10 protein-coding genes are annotated in these 14,708 nt (G+C 33.4%); 7 read left to right on the top strand and 3 right to left on the bottom strand.

All coding sequences use genetic code 11. The annotated features are described in order from the left end of the window. Positions 1-10 precede the first annotated feature (10 nt). On the bottom strand, positions 11-862 hold the full coding sequence (locus RIN63_RS01730) for a DegV family protein (RefSeq protein WP_310442928.1): 852 nt from the start codon (positions 860-862) through the stop codon (positions 11-13). Between the two features lie 226 nt (positions 863-1,088). On the opposite strand from RIN63_RS01730, the gene RIN63_RS01735 reads away from it, so the two are divergent. Beyond that, entirely contained in the window at positions 1,089-2,327 is a 1,239-nt protein-coding gene (locus RIN63_RS01735) for a MerR family transcriptional regulator (protein ID WP_310442929.1), read from the top strand. A gap of 174 nt (positions 2,328-2,501) precedes the next feature. Continuing rightward, entirely contained in the window at positions 2,502-4,298 is a 1,797-nt protein-coding gene (locus RIN63_RS01740; protein WP_310442930.1) for an FAD-dependent oxidoreductase, read from the top strand. Positions 4,299-4,389: 91 nt separating this feature from the next. Here RIN63_RS01740 and RIN63_RS01745 read toward each other — a convergent pair whose 3' ends face one another. Further along, positions 4,390-5,772 carry an MATE family efflux transporter gene (locus RIN63_RS01745; RefSeq protein WP_310442931.1) on the bottom strand — a complete coding sequence of 461 codons (1,383 nt, stop codon included), beginning with the start codon at positions 5,770-5,772 and terminating at the stop codon, positions 4,390-4,392. A gap of 191 nt (positions 5,773-5,963) precedes the next feature. Here RIN63_RS01745 and RIN63_RS01750 point away from each other — a divergent pair, with 191 nt between their 5' ends. Together RIN63_RS01750 and RIN63_RS01755 are read left to right on the top strand one after the other, a co-directional pair. Continuing rightward, complete coding sequence (locus RIN63_RS01750; protein WP_310442932.1) at positions 5,964-7,250, top strand: putative DNA modification/repair radical SAM protein; 1,287 nt, start codon at positions 5,964-5,966, stop codon at positions 7,248-7,250. Further along, on the top strand, positions 7,250-7,987 hold the full coding sequence (locus RIN63_RS01755; RefSeq protein ID WP_310442933.1) for a TIGR03915 family putative DNA repair protein: 738 nt from the start codon (positions 7,250-7,252) through the stop codon (positions 7,985-7,987). Before RIN63_RS01750 ends, RIN63_RS01755 begins: the two co-directional genes overlap by 1 nt. Positions 7,988-8,080: 93 nt before the next feature. Here RIN63_RS01755 and RIN63_RS01760 read toward each other — a convergent pair whose 3' ends face one another. Continuing rightward, positions 8,081-9,322, bottom strand: a complete 1,242-nt coding sequence (locus RIN63_RS01760; protein ID WP_310442934.1) for an amidohydrolase family protein — start codon at positions 9,320-9,322, stop codon at positions 8,081-8,083. 174 nt (positions 9,323-9,496) lie between these two features. Between RIN63_RS01760 and RIN63_RS01765 the strand changes: the two genes are divergently transcribed. The 3 genes from RIN63_RS01765 (at position 9,497) to prdA (ending at position 14,703) form a co-directional block, all read left to right on the top strand. Further along, positions 9,497-10,915, top strand: coding sequence for a sigma 54-interacting transcriptional regulator (locus RIN63_RS01765; protein ID WP_310442935.1), 1,419 nt, complete (start codon positions 9,497-9,499; stop codon positions 10,913-10,915). Between the two features lie 381 nt (positions 10,916-11,296). Next, complete coding sequence (gene prdC, locus RIN63_RS01770; protein ID WP_310442936.1) at positions 11,297-12,598, top strand: proline reductase-associated electron transfer protein PrdC; 1,302 nt, start codon at positions 11,297-11,299, stop codon at positions 12,596-12,598. Positions 12,599-12,630: 32 nt separating this feature from the next. Continuing rightward, entirely contained in the window at positions 12,631-14,703 is a 2,073-nt protein-coding gene (prdA, locus tag RIN63_RS01775) for a D-proline reductase (dithiol) proprotein PrdA (RefSeq protein WP_310442937.1), read from the top strand. The last annotated feature ends 5 nt before the right edge of the window (positions 14,704-14,708 follow it).

A 14,708-nucleotide genomic window follows, 5' to 3' on the forward strand; every position in this document is an offset into this window, starting at 1 on the left:
TCTTTTTAAATTACTTTGTTTCAAAGGCTATACCTAGAGTGTTTGGTCCACAATGACAGGATATCGTACAACTTGCCATAGTTACATAAATTTCTTTGAAATTTGTGCATTCTAGTATTGTCTTTTTTGCAAGGTCAATATAGCTAGAATCTATTCCAGAATGGACTAAAAACATATAATCCTCGTTAATGTTAGTATATTCCGAGAGTTTGTCTTTGATATATTTGACTATAACCTTATCCAAGGTTCCTCTATATTTATTTCCTACATTCATAGAACCAGATCCGTTATCTACATTAATGACAGGCTTTATTTTCAATAAGTTTGATCCAAGGGATGAAATCTTTGAACAACGACCACCAGCATATAAAAAATCCAAAGTGTCTAGTACGAAACTCATATGTATTTTTCCTCTATGACCCTGTAGCTCATCACTAATTTCTTTTGCAGAAAGTCCCTTTTCTATTAAATCTGCAGCCTTTAATACTAAAAGTCCAGATCCAGTAGAAAGGTTTTGTGAATCTATTGGATAAACTCCCTTAAGTTCATTTGCTGCTAAACAACAATTATTATATCCACTAGTAAGTGAGCTGCTTAGATTGATATGTACTATTTCATAACCTTCATCCACAAAAGGTTTAAAATAATTGTAATACTCTGCTACATTTATGGCTGAAGTTGTTGGCAATATTTTCTTCTCATAATATGTATTGAAGATATCATTAGGTGCAATATCTACATTATCTTTGTAACTCTTACCATCTAGAAGAATGGCATAAGGGCAACGGATGATATTATAATGCTGGGTTAATTCATGATTCAAATCGCATGTGCTATCAGCACTTAATATAATTTTTTTCATTTTAATTATCCTTTCCTAAAACCTGACATATATTTTTCACTTGCATTAATATCTATAAATTAAGATTATTATATAAAGACAATAATATCGAAAATCATAAATTTTGTCAATTTGTCATAGAATTAGAAATACGGATTTAAGGACAACAATATGGTATAATACATAATAAATATAGAAGAGAGATTATTAATTTCTGTGAGCTATAAATATTGTAGGCACAAGGGAGTTGATTAAAATTAGAATTAGTGATTTTGCTAAAAAACACAAGGTAACTCAAGATACTATTAGACATTACTTAGATATGGGCCTTTTAGTGACTAAAAAGGTGGGGGCTCATTATAGATTTACAGAATCAGATAGCAAAGAGATTGAAAAGATTATGGAGCTGAAACAGTTAGATTTTTCTTTACAGCAAATTCAAGAGATACTATGTTTCCGAAGGCTAGTGGGTGAACAAACAGAGGAATATAGGAAATATTGCATTTCAGTATTAGAAAATAAGCGAGAGCAAATTGAAAAAGAACAGCAAAGATTCAAGGAAATAGATCACGAATTAAATAATAGAATAATTAAATTTAAAGCAGCAAAAGCAGAAGGAAAAGAAAATTTGGGTTTACCAATGGCTTCTATGGATATATTATGCTGTCCTGATTGTAAAGGAATATTAAATATATACAATGGGACCATAGAAAAGAATATGATTATAGATGCAAATGTTAGGTGTGTATGTGACTATACTGCTATTATTGAGAATGGTATTTACATAGAAGAAAGTGCTGTAAGGGAAAAGACTATGAATGGCAAAGCAATGCCTTCCAAGAAGGAGTATTTAGATGCAGCTTCCCATAAGTTCATCAACTTTTATTATGATGGAATGGCTATGCTAATAGAAAATATTGAAAAATATAGTAAAGGACCGAAGTACATTTTAGAAATAGAAAATTGTGTTGGTAATTTCTTAATGCAATATATTAACTATTTGCCAAATGATGCTAGATATATTCTAGTAGATAATGATATAAATAGAATAGCTAAGTTGAAAAATAACTTGGAATTAGAATTTAATCATAATAATTTTATCTTCTTTTGCTGTGATATTGATAGATTACCAATTGTAAACTCATCACTTGATTTAATAATTGATCATTGGATGACTAAAAATTATGGGCTATTAAATAAAAAATTCTTGCCTAAAGTCTATTCACCTTTGTTAAAGAAGGAGGGAATCTTAGTAGGAATTTATCCGTATTTTGACATAAAGTCAAAGGATTATTATAGTCTGCCTATAGAAACTAGAGAGTATTATAATAGAGATAAATTACTGGAGAAATTGGATGATTTAGACTATATTAGAACAGAAGTTGAAACTATTGGACCAATAATTGAGAATAATCCTTATAATTTAGATATAAAGGATAAGGAACTATATTGCACTATTTATGCTGGACAAAAAAAGGAGAAATAAAAAACAATAAGTCGCTATTACAAAGCATCGGAAGTCTTGGGTATACCCCAGATTTTTTGATGCTTTGCTTAATTTAATGGTAAATACAAAGTTGACATAGGCCTATGGCGAGAATATATAATGTGATTACAGTATATTGTTAGTTTAATAACAAACTAAAAAGGAGGATTAAGTATGAAATTTAATTGGAAAAAATCAATTACTTTGCTACTGTGCTTTGTACTTATGATAAGCTTAGCTGCTTGTGCAAAAGAAACTACAAATGAAGTACCAAATGGATCAGGTACTTATAAAGCAGGTAGCTATACAGGTGTTGGAAAAGGAAACAATGGAGATGTAAAGGTGGAAGTAGTATTTGATGAAAATTCAATAGTATCAGTAAAAGTCTTAGAACATGCTGAAACAGATGGAATTAGTAATGCACCTATTGATCGTATTCCTACAGAAATTGTAGAGAATCAAACCCTAGCTGTTGATGTAATAGCAGGTGCTACAAATACATCTAATGCTATACTTTTAGCTGTAGAGGATTGCGTTAAGCAAGCAGGTGGAAATGTAGATTCCCTTAAGCTAGCTACTGATAAAAAAGATGATAATAAAACTGAGACTGAAATGTCAACAGATGTAGTTGTAATAGGTGGGGGAGGAACTGGTCTTGCTGCAGCTGCTTCAGCTCATGAACATGGTGCTGATGTTATTGTATTAGAGAAGCTGGCAACAGTAGGTGGTTCTACTGCATTATCAGGTGGTGGTATTTCTGCAACTGGTACTCGTTTCCAAAAGGAATTAGGCATTGAAGATTCCAAAGAATCTTGGATGAGTTTGTGGAAAGAAAGACAAAGTACTAGCAATCCTAATGGTAAATATCCTGATTATGATGTAGTAGATACTTTCATGGATGAAGCAATAGTAACTACACATTGGTTAGTGGATTATATAAAACATGCATATACAAAGATTGAAGGATTTGGATTTGACCCTGTAGCTCGTTTGCATTTTCCTGAAAAAGGTGGAGCTGATGTAACTAACAATATTGAAAAGTTTATTAGCGCTGAAGGAGTACAAATTCTTACAGAAACTCCAGCTACTGATTTATTAACAGATGATAGTGGAAATGTAATTGGAGTTATTGCTGAAGGTCCAGAAGGAAGAATAAAAATAAATGCTAAAAAGGTAATCTTAGCTACAGGTGGATTTGCTAAGAACGAAGAGCTATTAGAGCGTTTAGTGCCTCAAATGGCTGGAACAGCTGCTATGAGTGCTGCTTCTGTAGGCAGTACAGGAGATGGTATTATAATGGCTGAAAAACTAGGTGCTGCTTTATATGAAGAAGCTTGGGTAATTGGTCTTGGAATGGGAAGCAAGGTTCAAGAGCTAAGAGGTATTGAGTGGGATAGCACTAAGGTTCTAATCAATGAAAAAGGTGAAAGATTCATGAATGAATCTAGCCATTATGCAATTGTAACAAACAAAGTGTCTGAGCAAGAACAAGTTTGGATGTTAATAGATTCAAGCGAAGGAAATGCAAAACATGCTGAAGCCTTAAAAGGACTATTACCAAATGATGAAATTGCTACAGGTGAAACTTTTGAAGAGCTAGCTAAAGCAATGGGAGTATCAGAAGCGAATTTAGTTAATACTATGAAAGCTTTCAATGAAGGAGCTAAAACAGGAAATGATGCTTTTGGTAAACCACAAGCAATGATAGTTCCAGTTGAAACAGGATCATATTATGCAGTAAAATTTTATCCTAAGACTATGGGTACTTTTGGTGGCGTAAAAACTAATGAAAACTATCAAGTCTTAAAGGCAGATGGTTCCGTAATTAACAATCTATACGCAGGTGGAGAAGTAGCAAATAAAGTACTATACAACCAAGTATATATGTCAGGAAGTGCAGTTCAGTTTGCATTGACAAGTGGTCGTTTAGCTGGAGAGCATGCTGCAAAGGCAGTATTAGCTGGAAACTAAAATATAAATATAAAGATAAATAAAAAATAACTAAAGCTTTAGGGCTTTAGTTATTTTTATATTAATTAAGATATCTTGAAGATTTTTATACTTAATCTATTAATCCTTTTTTAGTCCATTTTCCTTTTCTATAAAAGATAGTAGTTATAATGGATCCTAGGGTCCAAGAAACCAATAGAGAAATAAAGGTTGATTCAGGCCTTCCAGTAGGATAAAGATCACTTCTTGTTAAATAAGCAAGAGTGTAAGCAACAGGTACTCTAATGACAACAGTAGTAATAAGGGAAATCCACATAGGAGTTAATGTATCTCCTGCCCCTCTCATAACACCAGCTAAACTTTGAGTTACAGCCATTGCAATATAACCTACAGCGAGAATTCTCAACATTCTCATACTCAAATCAATTAATTCCGTAGTATCTGTAAAGATGCCTATTAAATATCTACCGAAAATTAAAATACAGATTGTTATTACAGTAGATACTCCCATGGCAATTAAAGTACCATCTTTAGCGCCTTGCTTAACTCTATCGATTTTATGAGCACCAATATTTTGCCCAGTATAGGTTGTCATTGCATTTCCAAAAGAAAAATTAGGCATCATGGCAAATCCATCTACACGCATAACTATTACATTGCAAGCTATAACCATTTCGCCAAAGCTATTTGTTAGTGATTGGACAACTATCATAGCGAGGGAAAATATTGCCTGTGTTAAGCCTGATGGTAATCCTAGTTTTATAAGTCTTAGTGAAAACTCTTTATCTAATTTAAGTACTGACCAGTTTAGATCAAAGTTATCTTTCATTCTAAATAGTTTTACAAGACATAATATAGCTGATACTCCTTGTGCAATAACAGTTGCCAATGCTACTCCAGCAACACCCATGTTAAAGCCAGCAACAAACCAAATATCAAGGGCCACATTCAAAACCGTTGAAATAAGTAAAAATATAAGTGCTGATAAAGAATCACCAAGTCCACGGAGAACACCAGCAAAAATATTATAGTAAGCAAATCCTGCAATACCTACGAAGAAAATAACTAGATAGTCTGCACACCAATCTATAATGCTTTGTGGTGTCTTGAGAATAGTAAGTAAGGGTCTGGCAACTATTGGGCCTAGAATCATAATAATTATTGAAGCTATAGCCGTAAGTGATATACATACACCAATAGTATGGGACAACTTTTTCCTATCCTTAGCTCCAAAATATTGAGCTACCATTATGCTTGCACCTGTAGAGATTCCAACAAATAGAACAAGCAAGAGGTTTAATATAGGAGATGCACTACCAACTGCAGCAAGGGCATTATCGCCTACATATTTACCAACAATAATAGAATCAGCAGTATTATAAAATTGCTGAGCTATATTGCCGATTAATAGAGGGATTGTAAATTCAGTGATTCTCTTCCAAGGTGTACCCTCAGTTAAGTCTTTTGGGGCAAATAATTCCTTAAACTTCGCCATATTTTACCTCCTAATTAACTTGATAAACTATAGGCTATATATTTCGAGCCATGAAAAATATTTTATAATAATTATTATAACTTGTCAATTTATCCTTAAAATAAAAAAGTCTGGCACAAATCAAACATATGTTTGATTTGTGTATTTACTTATGTTATAATTTTCCTATAATCTTGAATTGGGGTGCAAGTATGGATATTTTAGAAAAATTAAAGATACTGTCTGATGCAGCAAAATATGATGTATCTTGTTCATCATCAGGTAGCGATAGAAAGAATACTAAAGATGGCCTAGGTATAGCAAGCTCTTCTGGTATATGCCATAGTTGGGCCGATGATGGACGATGTATATCCTTATTAAAGATTCTCATGACCAATTACTGTATATATGATTGTGTATATTGTGTTAATAGATCATCTAATGATTTACCTAGAGCTACTTTTACACCAGATGAGATAGTTGATTTAACTATGAATTTCTACAAGAGAAATTATATTGAAGGATTATTTTTAAGTGCAGCAGTCTTTAAATCTCCCAATTATACTATGGAGTTACTTCTCAAAGTAGTACAAAAGCTTAGAGAAGAAGAAAAGTTCAATGGATATATACATACAAAGGCAATACCTGGTGCAGATAAGGAAATAGTTGATAAAGTAGGTAAATATGTGGACAGAATGAGCGTAAATATTGAGTTACCCACAGAGGAAGGATTGAAGCTCCTAGCACCTCATAAGAATAAAGAAAGCATATTTACACCAATGAAATTAATAAAGACAGGAATCATGCAATCCACAGAGGAAAGAAAGATATTTCGTTCCAGTCCCAAATTTGTCCCAGCAGGCCAGACTACACAATTAATAGTAGGAGCAACCCAAGACCATGATTTAAAGATACTCAGGCTTTCAGAGGGCCTATATAATTCATATAATCTAAAAAGAGTATATTATTCTGCCTTTATACCAGTATCCAATAATCCAAAATTGCCAGTATTAAAATCCCCTCCCCTTGTAAGGGAGAATAGACTTTATCAAGCAGACTGGCTACTTAGATTTTATGGATTTCAAGCAAAGGAACTATTAGATGAAGAGAAACCTGACTTTGATTTAGCCTTAGATCCAAAATGTGATTGGGCTCTTCGCAATATTCAATTATTCCCAGTGGAAATAAATAAGGCTGACTACGACACTTTGCTTAGGGTACCAGGTATTGGAGTGAAATCAGCAATGAAGATTATCCAAGCTAGAAGATTTACATCAATAGATTTTTATGATTTAAAGAAATTAGGAATAGTATTGAAAAGAGCCCAATATTTCATTACCTGTAAGGGAAAATATTATGGTATAAAGAGTATGGATAGTGAAATAATTAGAAATCAAATAGTTGAAAAAATTCCCATGGAAAAAAACCATCACCAACTATCTCTATTCGATAAGGTATCCTTAGAGGATAAATATATTCAAATAGGAGGTCAGTTATAATGATTCAATATATTTATGATGGTAGCTTTGATGGTTTGTTGACATCAATATATGAAGCCTATTATAGGGAGGAAGATATTGACGATATAGTAGCTGAGGATAGTATGGAAGAAAATTTCTTAATAAGAAGAGTATTTATAGCCACAGAAATGGAGAAGGCTACTAAAGTATATAAGGCCATAGAGGATAAAATATCCGAAGAAAGCCTAAGGAGGGTTTTCTACAGTTATTTATCAGAACTACCAAGACATGGAAGAATTATACTTGAATATATTAGGCTAGGCTTCAAATTTGGGCCCCAGGTGGATTTGAATCTAAGCAATGATATTGTGTTGAAAATGGATAATATATATAGAAAAGTTAGCGGTGAAAGACATAGAATGCTTGGACTTGTAAGATTTAAACAGTTGGAAAATGGACTGTTTTATTCCTCCATAGAACCAGACCACAATATTGTAGGTCTTATTGCACCCTATTTTGTATCTAGGATGACCAACGAAAATTGGGTTATTCATGATGTGAAAAGGGGAATAGGTGCACTTTACAATGGCAAGGAGTGGATTATTCAGGATATAAAAATCAAAGATGATTTGCTATTAAAGGAGGAAGAAGAAGAGTATCAACAGCTATGGAAGGCATACTTTAAATCCATAGCCATAGAAACAAAAATAAATCCTAAACTACAAAAAAGATGTATGCCAATGAGGTATTGGAAACATCTAGTAGAAAAAGCATGATGACAATAAAAAAACAGCCTATATAGGATACAACTGAAAAAGTATTATTATAACGAATTTTCAGTGGCTCCTATAAAGCTGTTTTTTGTATATCTATTTAATTAAATTTCTTACAAATTGTCCTTCCTTCATAATTACTTCCATTTTTTCAACAGAAATATTATGAATATCAAGAAGAGGGTTATCCTTAAGGACGATTATATCAGCGAATTTACCTTCTTCTAATGTTCCGGTAATATTATCTACTTTCAACATTTCTGCACCATTTTTAGTTGCAGCTAATATTACTTCCATTTCTGATAAACCAGCTTTATTTAAGGCATACATTTCTGTTATAGCATATTTTCCATAAGGAGTTAAACTACTACAGAAGGAATCTGATCCTACAGTGATACGAATTCCTTTTTTATTTGCATTTTGCAAGTTATCAATTATACGATTTAATTCTTTTTCAGCAGTTGTATTGCCTGGATATTTATCGTGTATAGGTCTATAAGGCGGCTCATAGACTGTAAACCATTCAAAGAAGAATTGCAAAGTAGGGCAGAAGGTAATATCCTTTTCCTTCATTATTTCAAGGCATTCTTCATTTAATTCCTGACCATGTATAATAGAAGATACACCTGTTTTACAGGAGTTTAAAGCACCCTCATAACCTTCTGCATGGGACCATACAGGGATTCCTACCATATTGCACTCATCAACTACTGCTTGAATTTCTTCCATTGAATAATGAGTAGCAGCTTTAGCATCATACTTCCATATTCCTCCTCCTGTAGACCAAATTTTAACAGCATCTGGATTTTCACGGAGTCTTTTTCTAATAGCTTTTCTAAGTTCCCAAGGACCGTCTACTCTTTCTGCCCATGGATGTGAGTCATTGTTATATTCTAAAGGCAATTTATGAGAATCACCATGGCCTGCAGTTCTACAGAATCCGAGACCAGTTGTAACAACTCTAGGTCCAGAGATAATACCTTGTTCAATCATATTTCTAATATGTATCCCAGAGCGAGAAATTTCTCCAACAGTTGTTAACCCATGTTCCAATGCTTCTTTAGCTTGTGCTACAGCAACTATGGTTTTTTGAGTAACAGGTTCCAGTACCCACTCACTATCATTATCACTTAAGTTTCCACTAAAATGAAGATGTGAATCAATTAAGCCTGGCATAATAGTCTTTCCAGTTATATCAATTACTTCACCATCAAACTTTGTATCAGTAATAGGTCCAGCATATTTAATTTTTTTATCTTCTACAACTACCATAGAGTTTTCTATGACTTCTCCAGTACCATTTATCAATAGTCCACCAGTAAATATAAACTTATTCAAATGTCCTCGCCTCCATATTCAATATTCATATATATTTTAACCTTAAACATTGAACTAAGCAATCTTTAAATAGTGAAATAAATATTATTTTAGTAGACTAAATTCACACATTAATAGCTGAAATATGATAAAATAGTTTTAAATATAGAGAAGAAAAATTAAGTAGGTGGTAAAGTGACAAAAGACTTTAATAAAGATTTTGAAAGCATTGGAAATAGTCAAATAGAGCTTCAATTAAGATTAATATTAGGTAATCTTCATGAAGCTGTTTGTGTTATAAATACTTCTGGTATTGTGACATTTTGGAATGCCAGCTCTGAGAGATTATATGGCATAAAAGCAGAAGAAATCGTAGGTTATCATATTGAAAAGTTTTTTCCCAATGCTCTGTTACTTAAAGTTTTAAGGGAGAAAAAAACCTTTGAAAATATAAAACATAAGCCTAAAAATGAATCTGATATTTTACTATCTGCAACACCACTTATATATAATGGTGAGTTGATAGGTGCAGTATCTACAGATAGAGATTTCAATGAGATTACAAATTTATATATGGAGCTAGAGAAAGAAAAGACTAAGGTGGAAATCTTAGAACAACAGATGAAAGAAATTACTCAAGATAAGTATTTTTTTGGAAAGATTATTGGAAAGTCTAAAGCCTTGGTAGATGCAATGATCATAGCTAAGCAAGTAGCCAGAACAGATGCATCTGTACTAATCACTGGTGAAAGTGGAACTGGAAAAGAAGTGTTTTCAAGGGCAATCCATCAAGAGAGTGACAGAAAGGGAAATTTTATTCCAGTGAACTGTAGTGCAATTCCGTCAAATCTTTTGGAATCAGAATTATTTGGCTATGTTGAAGGAGCTTTTACAGGGGCTTATAAAAAAGGAAGACCAGGGAAATTTGAGTTAGCTAATGGTGGGACCTTGTTTTTAGATGAAATAGGAGATATGCCTTTAATCATGCAAGCCAAATTGCTTAGAGTCTTGCAAGATGGAATAGTAATTAGAGTAGGTGGAGGAAAGCCTATAAAAGTAGATGCAAGGATTATCGCTGCAACAAATAAAGACTTACATCAGCTTATGGATGAAGGAAAATTTAGAGAAGATTTATATTATAGATTAAATGTAGTTTCTATACTTATACCTCCATTGAGAGAAAGAAAGGAAGATATTCCAGCGCTTATAAATGATTTCATCTTGGAGTTTTCAGAGAAGAATAAGAAGGGTGAAATGAATATATCCCCCGATGCAATGAAGATATTATCTGATTATCATTGGAAAGGAAATATTAGAGAATTAAAGAACACCATCGAGAGACTAGTGATCTTATCAAAGAATAACTCAATAGAGATTGAAGACTTACCTATAGGCATAGTCAATACAAGTAATCCTACTACCTTTATAGGTATGGATATCAACAATGACTTTGATTTAAAGAAAGCAGTAGATGATTTTGAAAAAAACATAATTATAGATGCATTGTTGGCCACAAAAGGAAATAAGGTTCAAGCAGCTGAGCTATTAAAAATTAAAAGATCAACTCTATATTATAAATTGAATCTATATAATTTAACCAGTTATATGGATTAGATGAAGGAAGGGTAGAAAATAGGATTATTTCAATACTTCAACCTAATGTCAATTAGTTGACGCATAAAATCCAAAAAACTGACAGTGACTTTTGAAATAGTTCTATAGGAAAAGATCAGAAAGTAAATATTATTTTTAACAAACTTTGCAAATAGCCAATTCTTGATAAATAAAATCTATATCAACTAAAAATATATAAATCTAATATATACTTACTGGTGTCAGGTATCTGTCATATATTAGATTTTTTTATTGCAACAAAAGATGCAATGCAGTGAAATACCCGATATAATTGAGTAGACACTTATGGCATAAAACTTGCATTATAAATATAGTTGATGGTTAGTAAAATATTTTATACATAGCTAAGGAGGAAAGAGAATGGGGTTATATGTAATTCCACTAAAGCAACATGTAGGTCCACCATGCCTACCAAATGTAATAGTAGGAGATGAAGTATTACGAGGTCAGTGTATAGCTGAACCTAACGGACTAGGAGCAAAGTTACACGCATCTGTGTCTGGGATAGTTAAAAACATAACAGAAGAAGCTATAGAAATTGAAGGAAATATTACGGATAAGCAGGATTATATAAAGATAAAAAAGAGTGATAATATCGCAGATATGGCCTTTGAGGCAGGTATAGTTGGTGCTGGTGGAGCAGGCTTTCCAGCTCATATAAAGCTAAAATCACAGATACCAGATGGCTATGTAATTGCAAACTGTGTAGAGTGTGAGCCAATATTAAGTCACAATATAAGATTGCTAGAAGAAAATCCTGAATTAGTTATAAAAGGTGTAAGATATGCTATGGAAGCAACAAAAGCTCCAAAGGGATATATAGCTATAAAAGCAAAAAATAAGACTGCCATAGATTCCCTAAATAAGGCTCTTGGTGATGCAATAGATGTGGAAGTAAAGGAATTAAGGGATATGTACCCTATGGGAGAAGAAAGAGCAATAATTCATGAAATATTTGGCAACTGGCTTACGCCTGAACAATTACCAATTGAGGCCAATGTAGTAGTCATGAATGGAGAGACCTTAGGAAATTTAACTCGTGCAGTTGAGGACCTAAAGCCTGTCATAGATAAGGATATTACAGTAGGAGGCAAATTAAAGAATGGTAAAGAAGCTACTGTTTTTTTCCAAGTACCTATTGGAACTCCAATAAGCAGTTTAATCGAAGAATGTGGAGGAATAGATGGAGAATTTGGGGAAGTAGTAATAGGAGGACCATATACAGGTAAAGCAGGAGATATTCACAAATCCGTGGTGACTAAAATATCTGGTGGAGCTATAGTTACTATTCCATTGCCAGAATATGTTGGACCAATAGGACTTCTAGTTTGTGCCTGTGGTGCAGATGAAAATAGACTTAGAGATATAGCTGCTAAAATGAAATCAAAAGTTGTAGCTGTAACAAAATGTAAAAATATTGTAGAAGTAAGGGGAGCAAATAAATGCTTAACCCCAGGGGACTGTCCTGGACAAGTTCAAGGAATAATGGACCTTAAGAAAAATGGTGCTAAAAGAGTTTTAGTATCCAATTGCAGTGACTGTACAAATACTGTAATGTGCTGTGCTCCAGATATGGACCTAGCAGTATATCACCATACAGACCATATATTTAGAACAGTTGATCATGAGTTAACGAGAAGACTTCCTATGGAAGAAAAATAGCAGAATAAGATTTTATTAAGGAGGTATAGAATATGTCAATAAGCGCTGAACAAGCACAAAAACTTAATAATGAATTTGCAGTAGTATGCTGTAGAACAGAAGCAGGTACTATAATATCAGCAGACCATCTTGAAGACCCAGGGATTTTTCCAGACCTTATAGATTCTGGCTTGCTTTCCATACCAGCAAATGTTGTAAAGATAGGACAAGTTATAGGAGCTAAGCTTACCAAGACCATAGATTCATTAAACCCTATAACATCAGATATAGTAGAGGGTCTAATAGTCCAAGAGTCAGGTAATATAAAAGAAGAAAAACTTGAGGATTCTGATAAAAAGGCAGTTTTAAAATTTAATATGAAAGCCGGTCATGTAATTAAGGCAGCTGATTTAGAAAACCCAATGAACTTTGAAAAGTTAGAGGACTCACTTCTTATTAATCTTAAGGAAGAAGTAATGACAAGGGGAGAAGTCCTTGGAGCAAAGCTTAACAAAGATCTAGCAGCTCTTACACCTATTACAGCAGATATGCTGGAAGGCTATGTGGCTCCTATAGAAAAAGCAGAAGAAAATGCAGCTACAGGAATGATACAAGGTGGAGTCCTAAGGATAAAAATAGCTGAAGGCAAGGGTATTGATATTGAAGTTCCATTGGGAGGATATGTTCCACCTTCACAAACAATGGCAGTTAATACAGTAAGCAATAAATCAGAGGCAGTAGCAGAAATAGTTAAACCAGCTCCTGAAAAAGTACTTAGAAGACTTGTTAAAAAACATTTCCAAATAAATGAAGTTAAATTTGGACCTGAAACTAAAATCGAAGGAACTACTTTATATATTAGAGAAAATATCGGAGAAGATGCAATAAAGGTAGATAAACTAGTTAAGAAAATAAAAGTTGAGCTAATTACTCCTGATAAATATAATCAGTATTCAGAAACTATAATGGATGTTCAGCCTATAGCTACAAAAGAAGAGGGTAGCAAATTAGGTACAGGAGTAACTAGGGTACTTGATGGCGTTATTATAATGGTAACAGGTACAGATGAAAATGGAGTTCAGATCGGTGAATTTGGTTCATCAGAAGGTATTCTTGAAGAGAATATTATGTGGGGAAGAGCTGGTGCTCCTGAAAAGGGAGAAATATTCATAAAGACAGAAGTAGTTATTAAAGAACATACTAATATGGAAAGACCAGGACCTCTTGCAGCTCACAAAGCTACAGATTTCATTACACAAGAGATTAGAGAGGCATTGAAGAAACTAGATGATTCTTTAGTAGTGGAAGAAGAAGAGTTTGTTCAAACAAGAAGACCAGGTAAGAAAAAGATTGTCATAGTTAAAGAAATCATGGGTCAAGGTGCAATGCATGATAACTTAATACTGCCAATGGAACCAGTAGGGATATTAGGAGCAAAACCAAATGTTGACCTTGGCAATGTACCAATAGTTTGTTCACCATTGGAAATACTTGATGGGGCTATACATGCTCTTACTTGCATTGGACCAGCTACTAAGGAATGTTCAAGACATTACTGGAGAGAACCTCTTGTAATAGAAGCCTTAAGAGATGAAGAAATAGATTTATGTGGCATTGTATTAGTTGGTAGTCCTCAAATCAATTCTGAAAAATTCTATGTGTCTGAAAGAGTTGGAATGACAGTTGAAGCTATGGATGTGGATGGAGCAGTAGTCACCACTGAAGGATTTGGAAACAATCATATTGATTTTGCTAGTCATATTGAACAAATAGGTATGAGGGGAATTTCAGTAGTAGGTACATCTTTCTGCGCAGTTCAAGGAGCATTGGTAGTTGGCAATCAATATATGACTCATATGGTAGACCTTAATAAAACTGAAGCAGGAATTGAAAATGAAATACTTTCATGTAATACTTTAACAAAAGATGATGGAATCAGAATCTTAGCCATGTTAAAGGCTGCAATGGCTGGAGAAGAAGTTGCTGCTCCAGAGAGAAGTTGGAATCCTAAGGTAAAAGAAAGTAATTTGGAGTTAATTGAAAAGGCTACAGGTGAGAAAATCAATAGACCAGATAATGAAACTTCACTTCCAATGAGCGAGAAGAGAAAGGAAAAATATAGCTAAAATAA

The organism is Tissierella sp. (genome assembly GCF_031460495.1).
Taxonomy (GTDB): Bacteria; Bacillota; Clostridia; order Tissierellales; family Tissierellaceae; genus JAVKTS01.

Excerpts from the sequence above, each read along its gene's own strand:
- RIN63_RS01730 (WP_310442928.1), bottom strand. The coding sequence starts at position 862 with ATGAAAAAAATTATATTAAGTGCTGATAGCACATGCGATTTGAATCAT.
- RIN63_RS01740 (WP_310442930.1), top strand. The coding sequence starts at position 2,502 with ATGAAATTTAATTGGAAAAAATCAATTACTTTGCTACTGTGCTTTGTA.
- RIN63_RS01745 (WP_310442931.1), bottom strand. The coding sequence starts at position 5,772 with ATGGCGAAGTTTAAGGAATTATTTGCCCCAAAAGACTTAACTGAGGGT.
- RIN63_RS01750 (WP_310442932.1), top strand. The coding sequence starts at position 5,964 with ATGGATATTTTAGAAAAATTAAAGATACTGTCTGATGCAGCAAAATAT.
- RIN63_RS01755 (WP_310442933.1), top strand. The coding sequence starts at position 7,250 with ATGATTCAATATATTTATGATGGTAGCTTTGATGGTTTGTTGACATCA.
- prdC (WP_310442936.1), top strand. The coding sequence starts at position 11,297 with ATGGGGTTATATGTAATTCCACTAAAGCAACATGTAGGTCCACCATGC.
- prdA (WP_310442937.1), top strand. The coding sequence starts at position 12,631 with ATGTCAATAAGCGCTGAACAAGCACAAAAACTTAATAATGAATTTGCA.